At 74.4% G+C, this 23,979-nt stretch carries 22 protein-coding genes and 1 pseudogene; 15 read left to right on the forward strand and 8 right to left on the reverse strand.

Annotated elements, in window-relative coordinates:
• Positions 1 to 58 precede the first annotated feature (58 nt).
• Complete coding sequence (locus CP980_RS30650; RefSeq protein WP_150529573.1) at positions 59 to 1,069, forward strand: endonuclease/exonuclease/phosphatase family protein; 1,011 nt, start codon at positions 59 to 61, stop codon at positions 1,067 to 1,069.
• Here CP980_RS30650 and CP980_RS30655 read toward each other — a convergent pair.
• Both CP980_RS30655 and CP980_RS30660 read right to left on the reverse strand, forming a co-directional pair.
• Entirely contained in the window at positions 1,038 to 1,907 is an 870-nt protein-coding gene (locus CP980_RS30655; RefSeq protein WP_132759934.1) for an ATP-grasp domain-containing protein, read from the reverse strand. The genes CP980_RS30650 and CP980_RS30655 overlap by 32 nt on opposite strands.
• Before the next feature lie 41 nt (positions 1,908 to 1,948).
• Complete coding sequence (locus CP980_RS30660) at positions 1,949 to 2,392, reverse strand: nuclear transport factor 2 family protein (protein WP_150529574.1); 444 nt, start codon at positions 2,390 to 2,392, stop codon at positions 1,949 to 1,951.
• Positions 2,393 to 2,511: 119 nt separating this feature from the next.
• Between CP980_RS30660 and CP980_RS30665 the strand changes: the two genes are divergently transcribed.
• Both CP980_RS30665 and CP980_RS30670 read left to right on the forward strand, forming a co-directional pair.
• On the forward strand, positions 2,512 to 3,081 hold the full coding sequence (locus CP980_RS30665; protein ID WP_132759936.1) for a PadR family transcriptional regulator: 570 nt from the start codon (positions 2,512 to 2,514) through the stop codon (positions 3,079 to 3,081).
• Between the two features lie 64 nt (positions 3,082 to 3,145).
• The gene (locus CP980_RS30670; protein WP_189998552.1) at positions 3,146 to 3,898 is read left to right on the forward strand and encodes an SGNH/GDSL hydrolase family protein; all 753 of its coding nucleotides are present in this window, start codon (positions 3,146 to 3,148) and stop codon (positions 3,896 to 3,898) included.
• Positions 3,899 to 3,917: 19 nt separating this feature from the next.
• Here the strand turns inward: CP980_RS30670 and CP980_RS30675 are convergent, their stop codons facing one another.
• Entirely contained in the window at positions 3,918 to 4,511 is a 594-nt protein-coding gene (locus CP980_RS30675) for an MBL fold metallo-hydrolase (protein WP_150529576.1), read from the reverse strand.
• A 140-nt stretch (positions 4,512 to 4,651) separates the two neighbouring features.
• Between CP980_RS30675 and CP980_RS30680 the strand changes: the two genes are divergently transcribed.
• Positions 4,652 to 5,560, forward strand: a complete 909-nt coding sequence (locus tag CP980_RS30680; RefSeq protein WP_132760109.1) for a GlxA family transcriptional regulator — start codon at positions 4,652 to 4,654, stop codon at positions 5,558 to 5,560.
• Positions 5,561 to 5,687: 127 nt separating this feature from the next.
• Here CP980_RS30680 and CP980_RS30685 read toward each other — a convergent pair whose 3' ends face one another.
• Entirely contained in the window at positions 5,688 to 5,879 is a 192-nt protein-coding gene (locus CP980_RS30685; RefSeq protein WP_037845637.1) for a hypothetical protein, read from the reverse strand.
• A 237-nt stretch (positions 5,880 to 6,116) separates the two neighbouring features.
• Here CP980_RS30685 and CP980_RS30690 point away from each other — a divergent pair, with 237 nt between their 5' ends.
• Positions 6,117 to 8,456 (forward strand): HelD family protein, encoded by a 2,340-nt coding sequence (locus CP980_RS30690; RefSeq protein WP_150530413.1) that lies wholly within the window; start codon positions 6,117 to 6,119, stop codon positions 8,454 to 8,456.
• Between the two features lie 58 nt (positions 8,457 to 8,514).
• Here the strand turns inward: CP980_RS30690 and CP980_RS30695 are convergent, their stop codons facing one another.
• Positions 8,515 to 9,414: an MmyB family transcriptional regulator gene (locus CP980_RS30695; protein ID WP_150529577.1), complete on the reverse strand. Its 900-nt coding sequence runs from the start codon at positions 9,412 to 9,414 to the stop codon at positions 8,515 to 8,517.
• A gap of 161 nt (positions 9,415 to 9,575) precedes the next feature.
• Here CP980_RS30695 and CP980_RS30700 point away from each other — a divergent pair, with 161 nt between their 5' ends.
• The 4 genes from CP980_RS30700 to CP980_RS30715 all read left to right on the forward strand — a co-directional run bounded on the left by CP980_RS30700 (position 9,576) and on the right by CP980_RS30715 (position 14,719).
• On the forward strand, positions 9,576 to 10,982 hold the full coding sequence (locus CP980_RS30700) for an MFS transporter (protein WP_150530414.1): 1,407 nt from the start codon (positions 9,576 to 9,578) through the stop codon (positions 10,980 to 10,982).
• Between the two features lie 104 nt (positions 10,983 to 11,086).
• Entirely contained in the window at positions 11,087 to 12,409 is a 1,323-nt protein-coding gene (locus tag CP980_RS30705) for a cytochrome P450 (protein ID WP_150529578.1), read from the forward strand.
• A gap of 74 nt (positions 12,410 to 12,483) precedes the next feature.
• Positions 12,484 to 13,098 carry a TetR/AcrR family transcriptional regulator gene (locus CP980_RS30710; protein ID WP_150529579.1) on the forward strand — a complete coding sequence of 205 codons (615 nt, stop codon included), beginning with the start codon at positions 12,484 to 12,486 and terminating at the stop codon, positions 13,096 to 13,098.
• Positions 13,082 to 14,719 carry an isovaleryl-CoA dehydrogenase gene (locus tag CP980_RS30715; RefSeq protein ID WP_132759943.1) on the forward strand — a complete coding sequence of 546 codons (1,638 nt, stop codon included), beginning with the start codon at positions 13,082 to 13,084 and terminating at the stop codon, positions 14,717 to 14,719. Before CP980_RS30710 ends, CP980_RS30715 begins: the two co-directional genes overlap by 17 nt.
• 111 nt (positions 14,720 to 14,830) lie before the next feature.
• On the opposite strand, the gene CP980_RS30720 is transcribed toward CP980_RS30715, so the two are convergent.
• On the reverse strand, positions 14,831 to 15,421 hold the full coding sequence (locus CP980_RS30720; protein ID WP_132759944.1) for a TetR/AcrR family transcriptional regulator: 591 nt from the start codon (positions 15,419 to 15,421) through the stop codon (positions 14,831 to 14,833).
• 101 nt (positions 15,422 to 15,522) lie between these two features.
• Between CP980_RS30720 and CP980_RS30725 the strand changes: the two genes are divergently transcribed.
• Positions 15,523 to 16,506: an aldo/keto reductase gene (locus tag CP980_RS30725; RefSeq protein ID WP_150530415.1), complete on the forward strand. Its 984-nt coding sequence runs from the start codon at positions 15,523 to 15,525 to the stop codon at positions 16,504 to 16,506.
• 10 nt (positions 16,507 to 16,516) lie between these two features.
• Here CP980_RS30725 and CP980_RS30730 read toward each other — a convergent pair.
• Positions 16,517 to 17,353: pseudogene (locus tag CP980_RS30730) on the reverse strand (amidase family protein); the annotation flags it as partial.
• A gap of 46 nt (positions 17,354 to 17,399) precedes the next feature.
• Here CP980_RS30730 and CP980_RS30735 point away from each other — a divergent pair.
• Positions 17,400 to 17,681, forward strand: coding sequence for a DUF6225 family protein (locus CP980_RS30735; RefSeq protein WP_099894402.1), 282 nt, complete (start codon positions 17,400 to 17,402; stop codon positions 17,679 to 17,681).
• On the opposite strand, the gene CP980_RS30740 is transcribed toward CP980_RS30735, so the two are convergent.
• Positions 17,663 to 18,598, reverse strand: a complete 936-nt coding sequence (locus CP980_RS30740) for an alpha/beta fold hydrolase (RefSeq protein ID WP_150529580.1) — start codon at positions 18,596 to 18,598, stop codon at positions 17,663 to 17,665. The genes CP980_RS30735 and CP980_RS30740 overlap by 19 nt on opposite strands.
• A gap of 60 nt (positions 18,599 to 18,658) precedes the next feature.
• On the opposite strand from CP980_RS30740, the gene CP980_RS30745 reads away from it, so the two are divergent.
• The 4 genes from CP980_RS30745 (at position 18,659) to CP980_RS30760 (ending at position 23,922) form a co-directional block, all read left to right on the forward strand.
• On the forward strand, positions 18,659 to 19,120 hold the full coding sequence (locus CP980_RS30745) for a MarR family winged helix-turn-helix transcriptional regulator (protein ID WP_229907003.1): 462 nt from the start codon (positions 18,659 to 18,661) through the stop codon (positions 19,118 to 19,120).
• Between the two features lie 159 nt (positions 19,121 to 19,279).
• Positions 19,280 to 20,146 (forward strand): alpha/beta fold hydrolase, encoded by an 867-nt coding sequence (locus CP980_RS30750; protein ID WP_150529581.1) that lies wholly within the window; start codon positions 19,280 to 19,282, stop codon positions 20,144 to 20,146.
• A gap of 44 nt (positions 20,147 to 20,190) precedes the next feature.
• Positions 20,191 to 21,813 (forward strand): glutamate synthase subunit beta, encoded by a 1,623-nt coding sequence (locus tag CP980_RS30755; protein WP_150529582.1) that lies wholly within the window; start codon positions 20,191 to 20,193, stop codon positions 21,811 to 21,813.
• An 84-nt stretch (positions 21,814 to 21,897) separates the two neighbouring features.
• Positions 21,898 to 23,922 carry a prolyl oligopeptidase family serine peptidase gene (locus CP980_RS30760; protein ID WP_132759948.1) on the forward strand — a complete coding sequence of 675 codons (2,025 nt, stop codon included), beginning with the start codon at positions 21,898 to 21,900 and terminating at the stop codon, positions 23,920 to 23,922.
• The last annotated feature ends 57 nt before the right edge of the window (positions 23,923 to 23,979 follow it).

A 23,979-nucleotide genomic window follows, 5' to 3' on the forward strand; every position in this document is an offset into this window, starting at 1 on the left:
GACGGGGCGGCAAGCGAGCGCGGCACGGGGAAGCGGGGCCGGCGGGGGAGCGGGGCGCGTGGACGAGCAGGGGGCGGGGCGGGGGGCCGGGCTACGGCGCCCGCGACGGCCGCAGCGGTGGAGGTGGCGCGGGCGCGGGTACGTCCTCGCGGGGTTCGCGGTCCTCCTCGGCTGCCTGCTCGCCTTCCACGGCGCGGTGCCCGACGCGCTGCCCGGCCGTCCCGGCAGCCTGCTCGAAACGTTCCTGCCCTGGCTGGGCCTCGCCGTCCCGCTCCTCGCCGCCCTGGCGGTGCTGCGCCGCTCGGCCGTGGCCGGCCTCGCCGCCCTGCTGCCCGCGGCCGCCTGGCTCGCCCTCTTCGGCGGCCACCTGCTGCCCGGCACCGACCGGGCGCCCGACCTCCTCGCCGTCCAGCACAACGTCAGCGACGAGAACCCCGACCCGGCCGGTACCGCGCGGGCCCTGGCCGCCACCGGCGCGGACCTGCTCGCGCTGGAGGAGCTGACGCCGGCCGCGCTGCCCGCGTACGCGGAGGTGCTCGCGCCGCAGTACCCGTACCACGCGGTGGCGGGAACGGTCGGGCTCTGGTCGAAGCACCCGCTGGCGGACGCGCGGCCGGTGGACATCCGGCCGGACGGCGTCGGGGAGGGCTGGAACCGCGGACTGCGGGCCACCGCCCGTACGCCGCGGGGGGAGGTGGCCGTGTACGTGGCCCACCTGCCCTCCGTACGTCTGGGCCCGGCGCACGGCTTCGGTTCGGTACGCCGGGACGAGAGCGCCGTACTGCTCGGCGCCGCGATCGCCGCCGAGCCGGCGGATCCGCTGATCCTGCTCGGGGACCTCAACAGCACCGTGGACGACCGCGGGCTGGCCCCGGTCACCTCGCGCATGGAGCCGCCGAGCCGGGACTTCGCCTTCAGCTGGCCCGCGTCCCTGCCGCTGGCCCGGATCGACCAGGTCCTGACCCGCTCGGCGAGCGTCACGCGGATCCGGTCACTGCCCGCGACGGGCAGCGACCACCTGCCCGTCGCCGCTCACCTCACGTGGCGCGCCCCCGCACGAGGTCGGTGAAGCGCGACAGCGCGTGCTCGCCGTGGCCCATGAAGAGGTTGGGCTCGACGAGTTCGAGCTCCATCACGACCGGCGCCCCGTCGTCCCCCGTGGCGATGTCCACCCGCGCGTGCAGCAGCTCGGGCGAACCGGGCACCGCCGCCAGCGCGGCCTCGGCCAGCGCGAGTTCGGCGGGGGAGGCCAGGTGCGGCACCAGATCCGGGTGCGGTACGCGGTCGTTGTCGACGGTCCCGATGTCGGTCAGCACCGGGCCCTTGCGTATCGCGTGGCTGAAGGAGCCGCCGAGGAAGACGAGGGCCCGTTCGCCCTCGGCCATCCGGGTCAGGTACGGCTGCACCATCGCGGTCGATCCGGCCGCGTGGAGGGCCGCGATGTGGCCGGCCGCCGTCTCGTGGTGGTCCTGCGTGTAGCGCGCGGCGCCGCGCGAGCCGGCCGACACGGTCGGCTTGACGACGAACTGGCCGTGCCCGGGCAGCGCGACGGACTCGCCCGGGGCGATGAAGCGCGTCGGCACGACGGGGACACCGCGGCCGGCGAGCTCCCCGAGATACCGCTTGTCGGTGTTCCAGCGGACCAGCCAGGCCGGATTGTCGAGCCGGGTCACGCCCTCCACCGCGTCGGCCCAGGACAGGTACTCCGCCAGGCGCCGCTCGTAACCCCAAGTGGAGCGGATGACCACCGCGGCGCAGCGCGACCAGTCGAAGTCCGGGGCGTCCCAGACCGCGGCCACGGCGTCGAGACCGCGGGCGCGCAGCGCTTCGAGCATCAGCGGCAGGTCGGTGTCCCAGGCCAGGCCCAGGTCCGAGGTGGCCAGGGCCACTCTGGCGGTAGCGGACATCGACGACTCCCCATCTCCTCGGCCGGCCGGCCATCGGCAGCTTAGGGGGTGCTCGTGGCCGGAACGGGGGCCGGGGCCAGTCCGTCGGCGACCAGCCCGGCGACGACCGCCTCGCCCAGCGCGTGCACCGCGGACTGCGGCCTGACCATCACCGTGAACTCCTTGATCCGGCCGTCCTCGGCGTAGTGGACCAGGTCGATGCCGTGGATCGCCTTGCCGTTCACCGTCGCCCGGAAGAGCAGGATCTCCGACGGCGCGACCGAGCCGTCGGCGCTCGTCTCGGCGCTGCCGTCGTACCGGCCGACGTAACGGAAGTCCTCGAAGGTGCGCAGCAGCACTCCGAAGAGCCCGAGCACCATCGGCCGGCCCTCGAACGGGGTGAACTTCACCGGGCTGTACAGGCGCACGTCCGGCGTGAACAGGTCCTCCAGGGCCCCGAGGTCCCGGCTCTCCACGGCGGCGCGGAAACGGTCTGCTGCGTTCACGGCTTCTCCCTGAGGATCTGATAATCACGAATGTGATTAGTCAGTTTCTTGAGTATCATGCCGGGGGTGTCCGTGCACAGGGGCGACACCGTGGGCAAGGGCGAGAGGGAGGCGGTCCGATGGCTTTGCGCCATGCCGTACTGGCGGCGCTGCTGGACGAGGAGCTGAGCGGGTACCAGCTGGCGAAGGCCTTCGACCTCGGCGTCGCGAACTTCTGGCACGCGCTCCCGCAGCAGCTCTACGCCGAGCTGACCCGGCTGGAGAAGGACGGGCTGATCGCGGGCCGCGAGGTGGTCCAGGACACCCGGCCCAACAAGCGCCTGTTCACCGTCACCGAGGCCGGCCTCGCCGAGCTGGAGGCGTTCACCGCCTCCGTCGCCAAGCCCTCCTCCATCCGCGACGACCTCATCGTGAAGGTCCAGGCCGCCGACCACGTGGACCCGCAGACGCTCATCGCGCAGCTGACCGAGCGCGCCGCCTTCGCGCGGGCCAAGGTCGACCTGTTCGGCGGTCTGCTGGACAGGATGCGGGGCGAGCGCTCCGAGGAGGAGTTCCTGCGGTACGGCGAGCGCATCGGCCCGTACCTGACCTGCCTGCGCGGGCTCGCCTTCGAGCGGGGCAACCGCGACTGGTGCGAGCGGACGGTCGCGGTCCTGCGAGAGCGGGAGGCGGCTCGTGCCACCCGCTGAACGCGCTGAGCCCGGCGAACGCGCTGAGCCTGCCGGGCGCGTCGGGCGCGTTGGGCACGCGTATCTGAGGTACGTGGCCCTCGGCGACAGCCAGACCGAGGGTCTGGGGGACGGAGACGACACCACCGGCCTGCGGGGTCTGGCCGACCGGCTCGCCGAGCAGCTCGCGCTCCACAGCCCGGGCCTGACCTACGCCAACCTGGCCGTCCGCGGCCGGCTCGCCGGCCAGGTCCGCGCCGAGCAGCTCGCACCCGCCCTCGCCCTGAAGCCCGACCTGGCCACCGTCGTCGCCGGGGTGAACGACGTGCTGCGGCCGCGGTTCGACGCGGACGAGGTCGCCGGCCACCTGGAGGCGATGTTCGCCGCGCTCACCGCGCACGGCGCGCAGGTCATGACGCTGACCTTCCCGGACCTCGGGCGGATCACCCCGCTCGCCCGCCCCCTCGCCGCGCGCGTGAGCGCACTGAACGACCGGATCCGGTCCGCCGGGGATCGGCACGGGGTGGTCGTCGTCGAGACGGGGCACCATCCGGTGGTCACCGACCCCCGGCTGTGGAGTGCGGACCGGCTGCACGCGAGCCCGCTCGGTCACGAGCGGATCGCCGCCTCGCTCGCGTACGCCCTCCGCCTTCCCGGCAGTGACGATTCGTGGACGCACCCGCTGCCCCCGGCCGGGATGCCCCGGACCACCCTCGCCGCCGAACTGCGCTGGGCCGCCGCGTTCCTGGGACCCTGGCTGGGCCGGCGCCTGCGCGGCCGCTCCTCGGGCGACGCCCGCACGGCCAAACGCCCGGAGCTCCTCCCGGTGCGGCCGTAGCCACCGCCCACCGCCCGTTCTAACGGGGGGTGTTGTCGTCGGCCTTGAACGGGCTGCCGTGGCCGGGCACGATCAGGTCCGCCGCGGCCAGTACGCGCACCCGGGAGGCGCGGTGCACGGCGCGGTCCGGGGCCACCGGGTCCTCCGCGGGGCCGTCCGCGTGCCACCACAGGTCCCCGGCGAAGGCGACCACGCCCGCTTCGGTGCCGGCGAGCAGGGTGATGTCCTCGGCGCTGTGGCCGGGAGTACGGATCAGGCGCAGGGACGGGGTGAGTTCGTAGCCCTCCGCGTCGCGGTTGGTCCACTGGTCGCCCCGGTACTCCACCTCGTGGTCGTGCACCCGGGCACGGCCGAAGAGGCCCGCGTTCATCGTGTTGTCCGGGTGGTGGTGGCTGAGCACCACGTCGGTGATGTCGTCGGGGCCGAGGCCCAGTTCCGCGAGCGGGGCGAGGATGTCCTCATGGCTCGCGACCATGCCCGGATCGAAGATCACGTGCCGTCCCGCGTCGTGGACGTACGAGACGGTGGCGGCGACTCCGGGGCCGGTCGAACCCACGTAGCCGGTGGTCAGGACCTCGTATACGGCGCTGCGGCCGAGCGGTGCGTCTGTCATGGCCCCATCCTGGCGAGGGCGGCGGGAGTGCACGAGTGGCACTCCTGCCCCTGATCGCAGGATTCGTGCCAGCCGTGTGCCAGACTGCGCCCGTGCCCCCGTTCAAGACCGTCGCCGCGTACGCCCCTCCCGGCGTCGGCATGCTCGCCGCCGGCATCGTCTGCGAGGTGTTCGGCCCCCACGGAGCCGCGCTGCCCGGCTTCGACTTCGCCCTGTGCACCGAGCGGCCCGGTCCGGTGGCCACGGACTGCGGCGTACCGCTCTCCGTCGCGCACGGCCTGGACCGGCTCGCCGAAGCCGATCTGCTGCTCGCCCTGCCGGGCGCGCAGTTCCGTACCCCGCCCGCTCCCGCGGTGCTCGACGCGCTCAGGGCCGCGCACGGGCGCGGGGCCGTGCTCGCGGCCCACTGCGTGGGCACGTTCACGCTCGCCGCGGCAGGACTCCTCGACGGCCGCCGGGCGACCACCCACTGGCGGTTCGCGGAACTCCTCGCCGACCGCCACCCGCGGGTCACCGTGGAACCCGACGCCCTCTACGTCGACGAAGGCGACATCGTCACGGGCGCGGGAGCAGCGGCCGGCTTCGACCTGTGCCTGCACCTGCTGCGGCGCGAACACGGCGCGGCGCTGGCCAACGCCGTCGCGCGGGACATGGTGCTGCCCTCCCACCGGGACGGCGGCCAGGCCCAGTACCTCGCCGCGCCCGTCCCCGAGGACGGACAGGACGAGCGGCTCGCCGCCGTCCTCGGCTGGGCCCGCGCACACCTCCACGAGCCACTGCCCGTCACGGAACTCGCCCGCCGCGCCATGATGAGCAAACGGTCCTTCGCCCGCCGCTTCACCGCCGCCACCGGCACCACCCCGCACGCCTGGCTGCGGAGCCTGCGCCTGAGCAGGGCCGAGGAGCTCCTGGAGACCACCGGCCTCCCCGTCGAGGAGATCGCCCGCCAGGTCGGCTACGGCAGCGCCGCCGTACTGCGCGAACAGTTCGTGCGCCGCCGCGGAATCCCACCCCGCGCCTACCGCAGCGCCTTCACCCGCACCCCCTAGCAACCGGGCCCCCGCATAGGTGCCGCTGCGGGTGGGGGTCGGTTCCGTGAAACCACGCGCCGCCGGCCCCGGAGGTCCCGGCGCCGGCGGCGGCTCGTGGTTCGCTGATGTGGGTCACCCCCAAGGGTCAGGACTCCGCGGAGCCCTCGCGCATGACGTCCTGGAAGGCCGTCATGCACGGCATGCAGTGGTGGTCCGTTTCGGCGTTGCCCCCCGGCTGGAGGGGACGGCCGCACAGAGTGGCCCGGCGGTCACGGGCGACGACGTGCCATACGAGGCCAGGCCCTGTGGCCGCCTCACCGACCTGCATTTCATACATGAGAGTGCTCCATGTGGTGGACAGCTCTGTGTACCCACCAAAGCAGTGCGCGGCGCCGAAAGCCTGACGGGTGAGCCGTCCGGGTGACATCCGCCCCTCCGCCTCGTTCACCTGTGCGATGTGTGCGGCGCGGGTCCGGGTAGGGGTCCGGGTTCGGGTCCGCGCGATACAAAAAATACCCCGGGCCAATTGACGGCCGGGGTATTCGTCTGCGTATATTTGATGTTTCACGCCATGATGACAGCAGGGCGTGAAGAAGCTTTACGAAGACATCGTATCGGGTCGGGAGTGGAATTGTCAAGCGTGGAATTCCGTAATGAGCAGCAATTCATCGACGAGCTCTATGCGCGCCTGGACGACCTGCGTGACCAGGCCGAACAGGCCGTGGGGCAGGCCCTGTCCGCTGCGGGATCCGGGTTTCAGGCGCGGCTGGAGCGCGACGTGCTCGTGGCCGAGCAGTCCGGTCTGCTTTCCGCGCTGAACGCCGGCGAGAACGGCCTGTGTTTCGGCAGGCTGGAGTTCTCCGACGGACAGGACCACCACATCGGCCGTATCGGAATCCGGCAGGACGACGCCGACCGCACCCCCCTCGTCCTGGACTGGCGGGCCGAAGTCGCGCGGCCGTTCTACCTCGCCACCGGGCATTTCCCCATGGGTCTGCGCCGGCGCCGCCACATCACCACCCGCGGCCGCGAGGTCACCGCCCTGCACGACGAGATCCTCGACCTCGCCGACACCGAGCGCACCGGCCACGAGGGGGCCGACGCCGACGCCGTGCTGCTGGCCGCGCTGGACGCCGCCCGCACCGGCCGCATGCACGACATCGTGCGGACCATCCAGGCCGAGCAGGACCGCATCATCCGCTCGCCGCACCGGGGCGTACTGGTGGTGGAGGGCGGTCCGGGCACCGGCAAGACCGCTGTCGCCCTGCACCGCGCCGCCTACCTCCTCTACGCCCACCGCGAGCTGCTCGCCAAGCGCGGTGTGCTGATCGTCGGACCCAACCCCGCGTTCCTCGGCTACATCGGGGAGGTGCTCCCCTCCCTCGGTGAGACCGGCGTCCTGCTCTCCACCCTCGGCGAGCTGTTCCCGGGCGTCCGGGCGACCGGCACCGACCGGCCCGGCGCCGCCGCGGTGAAGGGCCGCGCCGCGATGGCGGAGGTCCTCGCGCAGGTCGTACGCGACCGGCAGGCGCTCCCGGAGACCGTCCCCGCGGGCAGCGGCGAGGAGAGCGCCGTGCTGCCCGAACCGGCCCTGGAGATCGACCACGACGACTACGGCACGCTGCTGCTCGACCGGACGATGGCCCACGAGGCCCGCGACCGGGCCCGCGCCACCGGACTGCCGCACAACCTGGCCCGCCCCTACTTCGCGTTCCGCCTCATCGACTCCCTGACGCAGCAACTCGCCGACCGGCTCGGCGCGGACCCGTACGGCGGGCCCAACCTGCTGGGCGCCGACGACGTCGCGCAGCTCGGCAAGGAGATCGCGATGAGCGCCGAGGTGCACGCCGCGATCGACAGCCTCTGGCCTCCGCTCACGCCGCAGCAGCTCATCGCCGACTTCCTCGCCGACCCCACCCACCTCCCGCCGCACGAGGCCGAGTTGATCCGTCGCGCGACAGACGACTGGACGCCCGCCGACATCCCGCTGCTCGACGAGGCCGCCGAGCTCCTCGGTTTCGACGACAGCGCGCAGCGGGCCGCGCAGGAGCGCGAACGGCAGCAGCGCATCGCGTACGCGCAGGGCGTCCTGGACCTGTCCCAGGGCTCGGAGTCGTACGAGTTCGAGGACATGGAGAACGAGTTCCTCGCCGCGCACGACATCATCGACGCGGAGCGGATGGCGGAGCGGCAGGAGGAGGCCGACCACCGCGGCGCGGCCGAGCGGGCCGCCGCCGACCGCACCTGGGCCTTCGGTCACGTCATCGTCGACGAGGCGCAGGAACTGTCCGAGATGGCCTGGCGGTTGCTGATGCGGCGCTGCCCCACCCGGTCCATGACGCTGGTGGGCGACCCAGCCCAGACCGGCGACGAGGCGGGCTGCGGATCGTGGAAACGGATCCTGGAACCGTACGTCGGGGACCGCTTCGAACTGGTCCGCCTCGGCGTCAACTACCGTACGCCCGCCGAGATCATGGAGCTGGCGGCCGCGGTGCTCCGGGCCCGCCACCCCGGATTCGAGCCGCCGAGCTCGGTACGGTCCACGGGGCGGCGGCCCTGGGTGCGGGAGACGGACGACCTGGCCGCGGCGGTCGCGCAGGCGGTGCGCGAAGGCGCCCCGGCCCAGGCCGAGGGGCCGGGCGGGCGGCTGGCGGTGATCGCGCCGCGCCCGCTGCACGGGGCGCTGGCCGCCGCGCTGCCCGGCGTACGGGCGGGGGAGGAGCCGGACCTCACCCGCGCGGTCGTCCTGCTGGACCCGCGCCAGGCCAAGGGACTGGAGTTCGACTCGGTCATCGTCGTGGAGCCCGCCGACCACGAGCCGAGCGACCTGTACGTCGCCCTGACCCGGGCCACCCAGACCCTCGGGGTGCTGCACACGGGCCGGCTGCCACAGGGACTGGCCGAACGGCCGTAGGGCCGGCGGGAGGGGCGGGGTGCGTGGGGGCGTCGGACGCGTCGGGCGGCGATACGCGTCAGACCGCGGCCGGCGCGCGGTGCGCCGGCGGCTGCGCCCGCACCCGCCGGTCCGGGAGCTCCAGCTGCGCCAGCCGCTCCAGACCCGCCCGGCTCTCCTCGTCGACCGGCACCATCGCCACCAGGCGCGGGCCCGACGCCGGCCCGAGCCACAGATTGGTGTGCTCCAGGTGCAGCAGTCCGACGTGCGCATTGCGCACGTACTTCGTCTTGGCACCCAGCCCCAGCACCTCGTGACGCGCCCACAGCTCCCGGAACTCCGCCGACTCTGCCTCCAGCCGCGCCAGCAGCGCCTTCCAGGCGGGCTCGGCGAGGTGCTCCGCCATGGCCGCCCGGAACTTGGCCACGATGGTGCGGTTCACCTCGGCGACATCGGCCATCGAGGCCCGCCAGTCGGCGTTGGTGAACGCCAGCCACAGGCAGTTGCGGTCCTCGGGCGCCAGCGCGTCGAGGTCGCACAGCAGCCGTCCGTACGCGGCGTTGTATGCCAGGATGTCGTAGCGGCTGTTCTGGACGCAGGCGGGGATCGGCCCGAGCTGGTCGAGCATGGCCCGCAGGGCCGGGGTCACGCTCGGGCACGGCGCGTGCGGGGCCGGGTCGAGGCTGCCGGCCAGCGCGAACAGGTGCGTACGCTCACTGGCGTCCAGCAGCAGGGCGCGCGCCAGCGCGTCCAGGACCTGCGGGGACACCTGGATCTCGCGGGCCTGCTCCAGCCACGTGTACCAGGTGACGCCGACGGCGGAGAGCTGGGCGACCTCCTCGCGGCGCAGCCCGGGGGTGCGCCGGCGGCGGCCGCGCACCAGCCCCACCTGCTCGGGCGTGATCCGTTCCCGGCGGCTGCGCAGGAAATCGGCCAGCTCGTGCCGGCGTACGTCGCTGTCGGGGGCAACTGTGGTCATGGAACCAGGGTGCCGTACCGCTCATCCCGTTGCCAGGTATTCGTTGTACCAGGACAAGAACACTCTGGTACCAGGCTGAGCGGGCGACGATCGTTTCCGTTGTGAGCCAAGCAACCGTACGTACCACCCGCCCCTCCCCGCCGATCCCCGCCGCGCCGGCCGTGCCCCTCCCGCCGGGCCGCGCGCCCGCCGCGATCGGTCCCCTCGGGCTGTTCACCGTGCTGCTCGGCGCGGCCCTGCCCCTGATCGACTTCTTCATCGTCAACGTGGCGCTGCCCGCCATCGACAGCGACCTCGCGGCCGGTCCCGCCACGCTGGAGCTGATCGTCGGCGGCTACGGCGTCGCCTACGCCGTGCTCCTCGTCCTGGGCGGCCGCCTCGGCGACACGGCCGGGCGCCGTCGGCTCTTCCTGATCGGCATGGCCGCGTTCGGCGTCACCTCGCTCCTGTGCGGGCTGGCGCCCACCGCCTGGAGCCTGGTCGGGGCACGGGTGGCGCAGGGCGCGGCGGCCGCACTGATGCTGCCCCAGGTGCTCGCCACCATCCAGGCGACCACCCAGGGGCCGCGCCGCGCCCGGGCGATGAGCCTGTACGGGGCCACGGCCGGCCTGTCCATGGTCGCCGGGCAGATCCTGGGCGGCGTCCTGGTCGCCGCCGACGTGGCCGGCTCCGGCTGGCGCTCGGTCTTCCTGGTCAACGTCCCCGTGGTGGTCCTCGGCCTGGTCCTCGCCACCCGCGCCGTGCCCGAGACCCGCTCCGACCGGCCCGCCTCGGTCGACGTACCGGGGACGCTGCTGCTCGCCGTCTCCCTGGTCTCGCTGCTGCTCCCGCTGACCGAGGGCCGGGCGGCCGGCTGGCCGCTGTGGACGTGGGTCTCGCTCGCGGTCTTCCCGTTCGCCGCCACGGCCTTCTACCGGACCGAGCGCCGCGCCGACCGGCTCGGGCGCACGCCGCTGGTGCCGCCCAGCCTGCTGCGGCTGCAGTCGCTGCGGCGGGGACTCGCCCTGCTGGTACCGTTCTCGATCGGCTTCAGCGGCTTCATGTTCGTCATCGCGGTGGTCCTCCAGCAGGGCCTGCGGATGGGCCCGGTGGAGGCGGGGCTGGCCCTCGTCCCGATGGCGGTCGCCTTCTTCGGGGCCTCGCTCGCCGGGCCGCGGCTGGTCGGCCGGTTCGGCAGCCGCGTGGTCACGGCGGGCGGCGTCCTGCAGGCCGTCGGTGTCGTCCTGCTCGTCCTGGCGGTCCTGGGCGGCTGGCCGGACCTCGGACTGGCCGCGCTCGCCCCGGGCGTGGCCGTCGCCGGCCTCGGCCAGGGGCTCCAACTGCCCGTCCTGATGCGGCTGATGCTGTCCGACGTACCGGCCGACCGGGCGGGCGTGGGCGGCGGGGTCATGGTCACCACCCAGCAGTCCGCGCTCGCCCTCGGCGTCGCCACGCTGGGCAGCCTGTTCCTGGCCCTGGTCCCGTCGACGGGCATGCGGGACGCCCTCGTCGTCACCCTGCTCGTCCAGCTGGGCATGATCGCGCTGACGGTGCTCCTGAGCCTGCGTCTGCCGCGGGTCATGCGGTAGCGCGGCCGGCCGGGCGGGGTGTCACGAGGCGCGTCCGCTCCCGTACAGTCCGTGATGCCCGCGCTCCGCCAGGGGCAGGACCAGCGCCGAACAGGAGAAGATCCGTGGCCACTGACGCCGGCTTCGACCCCCGTCCGCCCGCTGCACCTGAGGGGGAGCCGGTCCCCGAGCTGGACCCGGCGCTCGTGGAGCGGTGGCGCTCCGGCGGGGCCGAGCTGGTCGATCTGATGGCCTTGGCGCGCGAACGGCTCGGCGGGGTCGCCGCGTTCCGCCTCGGGCCGGCCCCCACGGTCCTGGTCACCGACCCCGGGGCGGTCCAGCACGTACTGGCGCTGCGTCCCGACCGGTACGTCAAACGCTCCCACCGCGCCCGCCTGTTGATCGGCGACGGTGTACTCGCCGCGACCGGCGAGGCGTGGAGGAGCCAACGGCGTCTGCTGCAGTCCCAGTTCACGGGCACCGGCATGCGCCGCTACGAGCGGCGCATCGCGGAGGCCGCCCGGGTCACCGCCGGGCGCTGGGCGGCGTACGCCCGTACCGGGCAGCTGCTCGACGTCGGCCTGGAGATGCGCCGCTTCGCGCTGGACACCATCTGGCGCTCCCTCACCGGGCACCCCCTGGACGACGGCACCGAGCGCGAACTGAACGCCGTCGCCTCCGTGGTGGCCGCGATGCCGACCCTGCCGGCCGACACCGCCGACGCCCGCGAGGCCGTCGCCGCCGACCTCGCCAGGATCGACGCCGTCGCCCACCACGCCATCGAGGCCGCGCGGGGCGGGGCGGCCGGGCCCGACGGGCCCGGCCTGCTGCACCTCCTGCTCGGCGCGGCCGCCGAACGCCCCGAGTACACCGACCGGCTGATCCGCGACGAGCTGATCACGCTGCTCGTCGCCGGCCACGAGACCACCGCCACCACCCTGACCTGGCTCTACCTCCTGCTCGACCGGCACCCCCAGGCCCGCGACGAAGCCCTCGCGGCGGGCGCCCCCGGCTCGGCGGAACGCCGCCGCGCCGTCCAGGCCCTGGTCCACGAGACGCTCCGGCTCTACCCGTCGGCGTGGATCCTGCCCCGGTACGCCGTCGAGGCGGACGTCCTGGCCGGGCGCACCGTCGAGGCGGGCTCCGACGTGGTGGTCTGCCCGTACCTCACCCACCGCGACCCCGAACTGTGGCCGGACCCCGAGCGGTTCGACCCCCGCCGCTTCACCGCCGCGGACGGCCGCCCCGCCCACCCGGGCGCCTACTTCCCCTTCGGTATCGGCCCGCGCGCCTGCCTCGGCCTCCAGTTCGCCCTCCGCGAGTCGACCGTCCTGCTCGAACACCTGCTGCCGGCCCACGTCCCGGCCTTCCACTCCGTCCCGGCGAAGGCCGCGTACAGCATCACCGTCCGCCCCGACGGCCCCACCCCGGCGACGCTGTTGCACTGAGGCGCGTCCCCCGGATCGCGCCGGGCCCGGGGAAGGTCTGGCGTGAAGCGCTGAATCGGTGCTTCAATCCTTCCATGCCCTACCGTCGTCCGCCCTCCGTCCAGGCCCGTCTCGACGCCCGCCGGGACCAGGTGCTCGAAGCCGCCGTGCGTCTCCTCTCCCGGGAGGGGTACGGCGGCTGCTCGGTCGCCGCCATCGCGGCCGAGGCCGGGATCTCCACCGGCAGCGTGTACCAGTCCTTCGCCGGCAAGTCCGAGCTGGCCGCCGCGCTCTTCCGGACCCTGGTGGCCCGGGAGCTGGACGCGGTGGCCGCGGCGACGCGGCGCCCGGGCGGCGCGTCGCAGCGGGTGGCCGCCGCCGTCGAGACCTTCGCGTACCGGGCGCTGCAGGCCCCGCGCCGCGCCTTCGCCCTGCTGGCGGAGCCCGCCGACGCGGCCGTCGACGCCGAACGCCTGGTCTTCCGGAGGGCGTTCCGCGACGTGTACGCGCGGCAGATCGCCGCGGGCGTGGCCTCCGGGGAACTCCCCGCCCAGTCGCCCGAGTTGACGGCCGCGGCCCTCGTCGGCGCGATCGCCGAGGCACTCGTCGGACCGCTGGCCGACGGCGACGCGGCCCCGGGGGACGTCATCCCCGGCCTGATCACCTTCACCCTGCGTGCCCTTGGAGGACACGATGCCGCAGACGCATGAGGTCACCAACCAGGTGCCGCCGCACCACGGTTACGACGCGGCCGCCGACCCGGCCCTGCTGGAGGCCGTCACCCGCGAGGGCGCCGAGTGGGCGATACCCGAGCTGCACCGCCTCGGCGCCCTCGCCGGCGGCGAACAGGCCGCGGAGTGGGGCCGCGTGGTCAACGAGAACCCCCCGGTGCTGCGCACCCACGACCGCTACGGCCACCGGATCGACGAGGTGGAGTTCCACCCGTACTGGCACGAACTGATGGGCACCGCCGTCTCCCACGGGCTGCACGCCGCGCCCTGGGCGCAGGACCGGGCCGGGGCGCACGTGGCGCGGGCCGCGAAGTTCCTCGTGTGGGGCCAGGTCGAGGCGGGCCACTCCTGCCCGGTCTCCATGACGTACGCCGCCGTACCCGCCCTGCGCGCGAACCCGGAGCTCGCCGGGTGGCTGGAGCCGCTGCTCGCTTCCCGCACGTACGACTACGGCCTGCGCCGGCCGGACACCAAGCAGGGCCTGATCGCGGGCATGTCGATGACCGAGAAACAGGGCGGCTCCGACGTACGCGCCAACACCACGACCGCCGTCCCGGCCCCGGACGGCACCTACCGTCTGACCGGGCACAAGTGGTTCACCTCCGCGCCCATGTCGGACGTCTTCCTGACGCTGGCCCAGGCCCCGGGCGGACTGTCCTGCTTCCTGCTGCCGCGGGTGCTCCCCGACGGCAGCCGCAACCGGCTGCTGCTCCAGCGGCTCAAGGACAAGCTGGGCAACCGGTCCAACGCCTCCGCCGAGATCGAGTACGACGAGGCCTTCGGCTGGCTGGTGGGGGAGGAGGGGCGCGGCGTCGCGACCATCATCGAGATGGTCAACATGACCCGCCTCGACTGCGTGCTCGGCGGGGCCTCCGGCATGCGGCTCGGCACCATCCGCGCCGTCCACCACGCCACGCACCGGCGGGCGTTCGGCAAGGCGCTCGTCGACCAGCCCCTGATGCGCAACGTCCTCGCCGACCTCGCCCTCGAATCGGAGGCGGCGACCGCCGTGGCCCTGCGCCTCGCGGGCGCCACGGACCGGGTCGCGCGGGGCAGCCAGGACGAGGCACTGCTGCGCCGGCTGGGGCTGGCCGTGACCAAGTACTGGGTGTGCAAGCGGGCCCCGGGGCACGCCGCCGAAGCCCTCGAATGTCTGGGCGGCAACGGTTACATCGAGGACTCCGGCATGCCGCGCCTCTACCGGGAGGCCCCGCTGTCGTCGATCTGGGAGGGCTCCGGGAACGTGGCCGCCCTGGACTCGCTGCGGGCCATGGCCCGGCAGCCGGAGACCGTCGAGGCCTTCTTCGAGGAGGTCGGTCGGGCCGCGGGCGCCGACCGGCACCTGGACGCGGCGGTGGCCGGGCTCCACAAGCAGCTGGCCGATCCGGCCGAGGCCGAGTACCGGGCCCGGCAGCTCACCGAGACGATGGCGCTCGCCTTCCAGGCGTCGCTCCTGCTGCGCCACGCCCCGGGCGCGGTGGCGGAGGCTTTCTGCGCCTCCCGCCTGGGCGGCGAGCACGGCGGCGCGTACGGCACGCTCCCGACGGGCGTGGACACGGAAGCCATCCTGGCCCGGGCCCGTACCACGACGCCCGCCTGACGCCGCCACGCCGCCTGAGGCCGCCGGCCGCCCGCCGCGGCCGCGCGGGCCGCTCTCGCGGCGCCCGAAGCCCGGGCGCGAGGGGCGGCCCGAAGCCGTCCGGGGCACCCGTCAGGGGGTGTCCCGGGGCGGCGGTGCGGTGATGCGGCGTACGGCCTCCACCACCGCGGTACGGTGACGGGCCAGCCGCTCGGGCGTCCAGCCGGTGCCCGCGCCGCCCGCGGCCGGGCCGCCCACCGCTCCGAACCAGGCCTGGGACAGGCCCAGCACGAGCGTGAGGACGTCGGCCGGGTCCAGCGCGGGGTCGACGCGCCCCGCCCGCTGGGCCTCCTCCACCACGGCGATCTTGCCGCGGTAGGACGCCGCCTCCGTGTCCGTGGCGCCGGGCCGTTCCAGTTGCTTCCACACCACGAGCCGCATCAGGGACGGCTGCGCGACGAGGTGGTCGAAGACGGCGCCCGCGTACCCCGGCAGGTCGTCCGCGTCGAACGGGACGGACTCCGAACCCGTCTCCAGCGCCCGCTGGAGCACGGCGTCGAAGAGCTGCTCCTTGTTGCCGTAGTAGACGTAGATGAGCCGTTTGTTCGCCTGTGCGGCCTCGGCGATGCGGTCGATCCGCGCGCCGGCGATGCCGTACGCGGCGAACTCGGAGAAGGCCGCGTCGAGCAGACGTGCCTTGGTCGCGCTGGAATCCCTTGCCATGGCCGAAGCCTAGCAAGTAACTATCTGGTTATTGACATGCGGCGGGATCGAGGTGCATAGTCGAACTATCCAGTTAGTTACTTACCGAGGAGAGCACCATGATGGAGATCCGCGCACTGGGCGGTCAGGGCCTTGAGGTCGGCGCCGAAGGCCTCGGGCTGATGGGCATGAGCGCCCACTACGGAGCCACCGACGAGACCGAGTCCCTGGCCACCATCGACCGCGCGCTGGAACTGGGCGTCACCCTGCTCGACACCGCCGAGGGCTACGGCCCCTTCCTGAACGAGCAGCTCCTCGGCAAGGCGCTGGCCGGCCGCCGCGACGCCGCCGTGGTCGCCACCAAGACGGGCGTGGAGTTCACCGACGAGGGCGCCTTCCGCGGCCACAACGGGACCCCCGAGTACATCCGCCGCTCGGCCGACCGCTCCCTGCGCCACCTCGGCACGGACCACATCGACCTGTACTACCTGCACCGCGTCGACCCGGGCGTACCGATCGAGGAGAGCGTCGGGGCCATGGCCGAACTGGTCGCCGCGGGCAAGGTCCGCCACATCGGCCTGTGCGAGGCGGCCCCGGCCACCATCGCCCGCGCCCACGCCGTGCACCCGCTGGCCGCCGTGCAGACCGAGTACAGCCTCTTCGAGCGCGGCATCGAGTACGACGGCGTCCTCGACACCCTGCGCGACCTGGGGATCGGGCTGGTCGCGTACTCGCCGCTCGGCCGGGGCTTCCTGTCGGGCGCGATCACCACCCCGGACGATTTCGCGCCGGACGACTTCCGCCGTACGGACCCCCGGTTCCTGGGCGAGAACTTCGACCGCAACCTGGCCGTCGTCGACCAGGTCCGCCGCCTCGCCGCCGAGAAGGGGGTCACCCCCTCACAGCTGGCCCTCGCCTGGACCCTGAGGCAGGGCGCGGTGCCGATCCCGGGCACCAAGCGCCGCCGGTACCTGGAGGAGAACGTCGCCGCGACCGCCGTGACGATCTCGGAGGCGGACCTGGCCGCCATCGACGCGGTCGCCCCGCACGGGGTCGTCTCGGGCGACCGCTACGCCCCGGAGCTGATGAAGTCCCTGAACGGGTGAGCACCCGCCGTCACCCGCGGGGATCCGCCGGGGTGAGGACGCCCAGCGGTCCTCGACCGCCTGGGCGGCGTCCAGGCACAGGTCCTCGCGGAAGGCGCGCCCCACGAGCCGGACCCCGCAGGGGAGGCCGCCCGCCAGACCCGTCGGCACGGCCACGGCTGGCACGCCGACGAAGCTGGTCACCGCGCAACAGGCGCATCCCTGCCGCGACCCGGTCGCGGCCGGCCCCGTCTCGGGACTCCAGACCCGGCTCGACCGGCGGTTCGGTGAACACCGGGCCCAGCAACAGCGGGTACTCGTCCAGGAATTGCGCCCAGGACCGGCGGATGCCCAGCCATGTGCCCATCAGCCGGACGAGTTCCCCGGCGCTCGCCGGCGGCGTCCGCTCCATCGCCCTCGCGATGTACCGGTCCCCGCCCGGGCCGAGCAGGATGCGCACCACCGGCCGGCTCGGGGCGAACTCCGTCACGGTGATCCCGCCGTAGGCGTCGAGTGCCTCGGCCGTGCGCGGTACGTCCGCCACCTCGCGCACGTCGTACCCGGCGTCCCGGAGCGCGTCGGCCGCGGCCGCCACGGCCGCACCCACCACCGGGTGGATGCCCTGCCCGCCGGGGTCCGCCGCCACGGCGACCTTCGCCGGACCGGGCGACGGCTTCCCGTACAGGGGGGCCGGAAGGGCCCGCGGGTCACGCGGGTCGGTCCCGGCCGGTACCTCGTACGCCAGTCGCAGGTCGCCCACCGACCGCGCCGGCGGCCCGTCGGTGACGAGCATCCGGGAGGCCGGGCCGCGGTCGTCGCCTGTGGGCGCACTCCGGGTGACGGTCGTCGCGGATGCGGGAAAACGTCCGGCGCGCCGTGGCCGTGGTGCACCTTTCGCCCTCTAATGTCGCCGCATGGCTGACATGTTCGATCACAATCCGCAGGTGTGGACCGCTGGCCGGCTCCGCGAGGTGCTGGCGACGCTGCCCGACGAGACCCCGATCCACATCGGCGTCGCGGACGGCCCCGGGGACTTCGAGGGCTACGGGGACTACGTCCTCGTGGACGCCGAGCCCGTAGAGGTGGACGTCGACTGCGACGCCGAGGGCGACCACGACGGCGAGCCGGGCCACCGCGTCCAGTTCACGCTGTTCGCCGACGCCGCCGCCGGGGCCTATCACCTCGACCTGGACTGACCCTCGCGGTCGGCCCGGTCGGCCCGGTCGGCTTCGAGGAACGCGCAGACCATACGGTTCGTCTCCGCCGGCGCCGCCGTGGGCAGCGCGTAGTGGGTGAGGCGCGGGAGCACCTCGATCCGGGCGTGCGGTACGGAGGCGCGGGCGCGGGCCGCCACCTCCTCCGGATCGTGGGCGCCGCTGCGGCCCGCGAGCAGGACCAGCAGCGGGGCGCGCAGGGCCCCCGCGTCAGGGCGGCGGCCGAGGACGAGCTTGCGTCCGGCGAAGCCCGCGGCCGCCAGCGCGAAGAGCCGCTTCCAGTCCGGGTCGGTGTCGGTGCCCGCCGTCTCGCGGTCGAGGTAGGCGAGCACACGGGCCGCCCTCGGCCGCACCAGCACGGGCAGCGAGCGCAGCAGGAATCCGGGGCGGAAGCCGGCGAAGCACTGCGTCGGGTCGAGGAGCACCAGCCGGTCGACCCGGTCCGGCGCGTGCAGGGCGTACGTCAGGGCGATCCAGGCGCCGTACGAATGCCCCAGCAGTGCGGCGCTGCGGACGCCGAGCCCGTCGAGGAGCGCGTCCAGCCAGCCCATCAGGTCGGCGCTCGCGCGCAGCGGGCGACCCCCTCGCACGCTGCGGCCGGCGTCACCGAGGATGTCGGCGGCGAGCACGCGGTGGTGCGCGCCGAGCGCCGCCGCGTTGGCGAACCACACGGCGCCGGTGGAGCCGCCGCCGTGCAGGAGCAGCACCGCAGGGGCCCCGACGGGCCCGTACGCGTGGACCCGGGTCGTTCCGTACGGGGTCGGTACGTCGATCTCGGTGGTGCCGGCCGGCCAGCGCGCGAGCAGCGCGTCGTAGGCGGCGAAGAATTCTTGCGATGCGGGTGCGGATGCGGATGCGGATGCCGATGCGGATCCAGATCCGGACGCGGACTCGGTCATGGCGGCCCCCCGGATATCGTCTCGTTGACCGATTATCTCGCTCGGCGAGAGAATAGTCGAGTGAGCGATGACGACACCCCCGCCATGGGACTGGTCCACCTGCTGCGCGCGGTCACCGTGGAACTCCACCTGCGCGGCGCCGAGTTCGCGGAGCGGGGCGGCCTGCATCCGACCGATCTGCGCGCCCTGATCCGGCTGCTGGACGCGGAGCGCGCGGGCGAGGCGCTCACACCCGGGCGGCTCGGCGACGCCCTGCGGCTCAACTCGGCGGGCACCACCGCACTCCTCGACCGGCTGGAACGCAAGGGCCTGGTCCGCCGCAGCCGCGACCCGCGGGACCGGCGCCGGGTCCTGGTGGCGGTGGAGCCGAAGGCCGTGGAACTGGGCCGGTCCTTCTTCGGCCCGCTGATCGGCGGGCTGGTCGACGCGGCCGAGGAGTTCACCGCCGACGAACTGGAGGTCGTACGGCGCTACTTGGCCGCGGCCCTGCATGCCGCCGAAACCGCCGGCCCGGGTGCGTGACGGCGGCCCGAGCCCCCTGCGGGGGGCGCTGACGGCCCACGCCGCCGCGCCCCGCGTCCATGCTCCGCGTCCGCGCCCCGCGGACCCGCGCGAGCCCCTGACCGACGCCCGGGGAAAACCCGGTTGCCGGGGGCCGGGGCCGCTGGCAGGGTCTGCGGCATGCCTGCCTTCGCCGCGCCCGACGGGACCCTGCTCGCCTACCGCCTCCTCGGCGGGGACGGGCCGCCGCTCATCTGCCTGCCCGGCGGGCCGATGCGGGACTCCGCCTACCTCGGCGAGCTCGGCGGCCTCTCCGCGCGACGGCAGCTGATCATGCTCGACCTGCGCGGGACGGGCCGGTCCCACACACCCGCCGACACCGGCTCCTACCGCTGCGACCGACAGGTCGAGGACGTCGAGGCCCTGCGCGCCCACCTCGGCCTCGACCGCGTCGACCTGCTCGCGCACTCCGCCGGCGCGAACCTGGCCACCCTGTACGCGGCCCGGCACCCCGACCGCATCGGCAAGCTGGTCCTGCTCACCCCGAGCGTCTTCGGCGTCGGCATCACCATCACCGGCGAGAGCAGGCTCGCCGCCGCCCGCCTCCGGCAGGACGAGCCCTGGTACCCGGACGCTTACGAGGCCCTGGAGGACCTCGTGGCCGGCCGGGCCACCGCCGGGACATGGCAGGCGATCGCCCCCTTCCTCCACGGCCGCTGGGACGACGCCGCCCGGGCCTACGACGCCTCCGACGAGGCCCAGAAGAACGCCGGGGCAGCGGCCGCCTACGCCGCCGAAGGCGCCTTCGACCCCGAGGCCACCCGTGCGGCACTCGCGCGTCTCGACGTCCCGGTGCTCCTCCTCGCGGGCGGGTTCGACGTATCGCTGCCGCACTCCGCGGCCACCGAGTACGCCGCCCTGTTCCCGCGCGGGCGGCTCGTCGTCCAGCCCGGAGCCGGGCACGCGCCCTGGCTTGACGACCCGGAGCGGTTCACCGCGGCCGTCGCCGATTTCCTGGGCACCGCGCAGGTCCCAAACCCGGCGTAGCCTGGTCTGACCGTCGTATCCGCCTGTGACCAGGGAGGCGGCGTATGACCGACCCGTACGGGTTCCTCCGGACCCCCCGGAACCCCGTTCCGCCGCGCCCCGCGGAGCTGCGGCTCGGCGACTGGCGCGAGGTGCACGCCGGGCAGACGCTGCTGCCCCTGGTGTCCGAGCAGGCGAACCGCTGCATGGACTGCGGAGTCGCCTTCTGCCACGGCGGCTGCCCGCTCGGCAACCTCATCCCCGAGTGGAACGCGTACGCCGCGCACGGCGACTGGCGCGCCGCGGCCGAGCGGCTGCACGCCACGAACAATTTCCCCGAGTTCACCGGCCGGCTCTGCCCGGCCCCGTGCGAGGACTCCTGCGTCCTCGCGATCAACGCCGACCCGGTGACCATCAAGAACGTCGAGCAGACCATCGCCGACCAGGCCTGGGAGCTCGGCTACGCCCCGCCGGCGCCGCCCGGCCGGCTCAGCGGGCAGACCGTCGCCGTCATCGGCTCCGGCCCCGCCGGGCTCGCCACGGCCCAGCAGCTGACCCGCGCGGGCCACACCGTCGTGGTCTACGAGCGGTCCGACCGCATCGGCGGCCTGCTCCGCTACGGGATACCCGCCTTCAAGATGGAGAAGTCCCACCTGGAGCGGCGGATCGCCCAGATGCGGGCCGAGGGCACGGTCTTCCGTACGGACGCCGACATCGGCGGCCGCGTGGACGCCGCCGATCTGCGCCGGCGCCATGACGCGGTGGTCGTGGCCGTCGGGGCCGAGGAGCGCCGGGAACTGGCCGCGCCGGGCCGCGAGCTGAACGGCATCCACCAGGCCATGGAGTACCTGACCTGCGCCAACCGGGTCGGCGAGGGCGACTGCGCGGCTCCCGCGCTCACCGCCGAAGGCCGGCACGTGGTGATCGTGGGCGGCGGGGACACCGGCTCGGACTGCCTGGGTACCGCCCTGCGGCAGGGAGCGCTGTCGGTGGTGCAGCTCGACATCCGCCCGGAGCCGGGACCCGAGCGGCCCGAGGGAGAACCGTGGCCGCTGGTGCACCCGCAGGTGTACCGGATCTCCCACGCCCACGAGGAGGCGCGCGGACGCCACGGCGGAGATCCCCGCCTCTTCTCCAGCGCGACGGTGCACTTCGAAGGCGGCGCGGACGGTCGCGTACGGGCCCTGCACCTGACGGCGGTCGAGGCCGTGGGGCGCAGGCCCATGCCGGGCACCGAGCGGGTCATCGAGGCGGAGCTGGTCCTGCTGGCGCTCGGCTTCTGCGGACCCGAGCGCGCTTCCCGGCTCGGCGAACAGCTCGGCCTCACCCGGGACGACCGGGGCAACTTCGCCCGGGACGCGCAGTACGCGGCCCTGGGCGAGCCGGGTGGCCCGGGTGCGCCGGGTAGCCGCGCGCCGTCAGGAGGCCGTCCCACCGCGGCCGAGGCACCGCCCTGGGCCGCGGCCCCGGCGGCGGGCGCGCCGCCGACCTGGGGACCGCCGAGGAAGCGGCGCCACCGCCGCCCCGACGGGGTCTTCGTGGCGGGCGACGCGGGCCGCGGCCAGTCCCTCGTGGTGTGGGCCATCGCGGAGGGCCGGGCGGCGGCCGCCGCCGTGGACCGCTACCTCACCGGCTCGACCGCGCTGCCCGCCCCCGTCGGCGCCCACGACCGGCCGCTCTCCGCCTGACCGGCCGCCCCCGGAACCGGCACCCGCAGGCCCGCTCCACCCGACGCGGCTCCGGCACCTCCCGCGGGGCTGCACAATCGTGGGGTGACTGTTGAAGATCGTTTCCTGTGGCTGGAAGACGTCGAGGGCGAGGCCGCGCTGGCCTGGGTGGGGGAGCGGAACGCGGAGACGGCCGCCGCGCTCGCCGCCGACCCGCGCTTCGCGGCGCTGCGCGACGAACTGCGCGAGGTCCTCGACGACGCCGACCGCATCCCGTACACCGTCCGCCGCGGGGCGTACCTCTACAACTTCTGGCGGGACGCGGACCGCCCGAAGGGCGTGTGGCGCCGTACCACCCTGGAGCAGTACCGCAAGGACGACCCGGTCTGGGACGTGCTCCTCGACATCGACGAGCTGGCGGCGCGCGAGGGCGAGGAGTGGGTGTGGGCGGGCGCCCGGGTGCGCTACCCGGACCGTCGCCGCGCCCTGGTCCAGCTGTCCCGGGACGGCTCCGACGCCGTGGTGGTCCGCGAGTTCGACCTCGACGCCCTGGCCTTCGTACCCGGGGAGGAGGGCGGTTTCCAGGTCGCGGAGGCGAAGACCCGCATCGGCTGGATCGACGAGGACACCGTCTTCCTCGGCACCGACTCCGGACCGGGCTCGCTGACCGACTCCGGCTATCCCCGTACGGTCCGGCGCTGGCGCCGGGGCACCGCGGTGACGGACGCCGAGCTCGTCTTCGAGGCCGAGGCCGGCGACGTGTCCGCCTCCGGCTGGCACGACCCGACCCCGGGACACGAGCGCGACTTCGTCTCCCGCCACACCGACTTCTTCCACGACGAGCTCCACCTCCTCACCGACGGCGACCGGCTCGTGAAGGTCGAAGCCCCGGACGACGCGGGGAAGTACGCGTACCGGCAGTGGCTGATCGTCACCCCGAAATCGCCGTGGCTCGGACATCCGGCCGGCTCGCTCCTCGCCTTCGACTTCGACGCCTTCCTCGCCGGGGACCGCACCGCCCACGTGCTGTTCGCGCCCGACGAGCACACCGCCCTGGCCGGCCACGGCTGGACCCGCCACCACCTGATCCTGGAGACGCTGGCCGACGTCGCCACCCGTATCGAGGTCCTCACCCCCGGACCGGACGGGTGGAGCCGCCGGCCCCTCGCCGACGTGCCGCCGCTGTCCTCGGCGACCGTCACCGACACCGACCCGGACGTCAGCGACGAGTACTTCCTCAACGTCGACGGCTTCCTCCAGCCCTCCACGCTCGCGTACGGACACATCGGCGCCGACTCCGAGCCGCTCAAGCGGGCCCCCGCCCGCTTCGATGCCGGCGGTCTGTCGGTCCGCCAGTTCTTCGCGACCTCCGCGGACGGTACGCGGGTCCCGTACTTCGTCGTCGGCCCCGCGGCGCAGGAGGAGCCCGGACCCGCGCTCCTCTACGGGTACGGGGGCTTCCGCGACCAGCAGACCCCCGGCTACAGCCCGCTCACCGGCCGGGCCTGGCTCGCCCGGGGCGGTACGTACGCCGTCGCCAACATCCGCGGCGGCTCCGAGTACGGCCCGGCCTGGCACCAGGCGGCCCTCGGTGCGAACCGGGTACGAGCCTTCGAGGACTTCGCCGCCGTCGCCGCCGACCTCACCGCCCGGGGCATCACCACCCCCGCCCGGCTCGGCATCACCGGGGCCAGCAACGGAGGCCTCCTCATGGGCGCCATGCTCGTCCGGTACCCGGAGCTGTTCGGGGCGGTCGTGGCGAAGGTGCCGCTCCTGGACATGCTCCGCTACCACCGCCTGCTCGCCGGGGCCTCCTGGATCGCCGAGTACGGGGACCCCGACAGCGAGGCCGACCGCGCCCACCTCGAAGACCTCTCCCCGTACCACAACCTCCGCGCGGACCGGCCCTACCCGCCGCTGCTCCTGATGACCTCCACCCGCGACGACCGCGTCCACCCGGGCCACGCCCGCAAGGCGGCCGCCCGGCTGCGGGAACTGGGACACCGGGTCCTCTTCCACGAGAACACCGGCGGCGGCCACGGCGGAGCCAGCGACAACGAACAGGCCGCCGTCAACCACGCCCTCGCGTACACGTTCCTGTGGCAGCACCTGGGAGGCGGGGCGGGCTGAGCGCCCCGCCGGCCGGAGCTCCTGCCGGCGCTCCCGCCCGCGTGCCCGGGCCCGGAA

The sequence above is a fragment of the Streptomyces vinaceus genome (assembly GCF_008704935.1).
GTDB lineage: Bacteria > Actinomycetota > Actinomycetes > Streptomycetales > Streptomycetaceae > Streptomyces > Streptomyces vinaceus.

Excerpts from the sequence above, each read along its gene's own strand:
- CP980_RS30715 (WP_132759943.1), top strand. The coding sequence starts at position 13,082 with ATGCCGCAGACGCATGAGGTCACCAACCAGGTGCCGCCGCACCACGGT.
- CP980_RS30740 (WP_150529580.1), bottom strand. The coding sequence starts at position 18,598 with ATGACCGAGTCCGCGTCCGGATCTGGATCCGCATCGGCATCCGCATCC.
- CP980_RS30755 (WP_150529582.1), top strand. The coding sequence starts at position 20,191 with ATGACCGACCCGTACGGGTTCCTCCGGACCCCCCGGAACCCCGTTCCG.
- CP980_RS30735 (WP_099894402.1), top strand. The coding sequence starts at position 17,400 with ATGGCTGACATGTTCGATCACAATCCGCAGGTGTGGACCGCTGGCCGG.
- CP980_RS30695 (WP_150529577.1), bottom strand. The coding sequence starts at position 9,414 with ATGACCACAGTTGCCCCCGACAGCGACGTACGCCGGCACGAGCTGGCC.
- CP980_RS30710 (WP_150529579.1), top strand. The coding sequence starts at position 12,484 with ATGCCCTACCGTCGTCCGCCCTCCGTCCAGGCCCGTCTCGACGCCCGC.
- CP980_RS30680 (WP_132760109.1), top strand. The coding sequence starts at position 4,652 with ATGCTCGCCGCCGGCATCGTCTGCGAGGTGTTCGGCCCCCACGGAGCC.
- CP980_RS30685 (WP_037845637.1), bottom strand. The coding sequence starts at position 5,879 with ATGTATGAAATGCAGGTCGGTGAGGCGGCCACAGGGCCTGGCCTCGTA.
- CP980_RS30725 (WP_150530415.1), top strand. The coding sequence starts at position 15,523 with ATGGAGATCCGCGCACTGGGCGGTCAGGGCCTTGAGGTCGGCGCCGAA.
- CP980_RS30665 (WP_132759936.1), top strand. The coding sequence starts at position 2,512 with ATGGCTTTGCGCCATGCCGTACTGGCGGCGCTGCTGGACGAGGAGCTG.
- CP980_RS30675 (WP_150529576.1), bottom strand. The coding sequence starts at position 4,511 with ATGACAGACGCACCGCTCGGCCGCAGCGCCGTATACGAGGTCCTGACC.
- CP980_RS30690 (WP_150530413.1), top strand. The coding sequence starts at position 6,117 with ATGACAGCAGGGCGTGAAGAAGCTTTACGAAGACATCGTATCGGGTCG.
- CP980_RS30720 (WP_132759944.1), bottom strand. The coding sequence starts at position 15,421 with ATGGCAAGGGATTCCAGCGCGACCAAGGCACGTCTGCTCGACGCGGCC.
- CP980_RS30655 (WP_132759934.1), bottom strand. The coding sequence starts at position 1,907 with ATGTCCGCTACCGCCAGAGTGGCCCTGGCCACCTCGGACCTGGGCCTG.
- CP980_RS30750 (WP_150529581.1), top strand. The coding sequence starts at position 19,280 with ATGCCTGCCTTCGCCGCGCCCGACGGGACCCTGCTCGCCTACCGCCTC.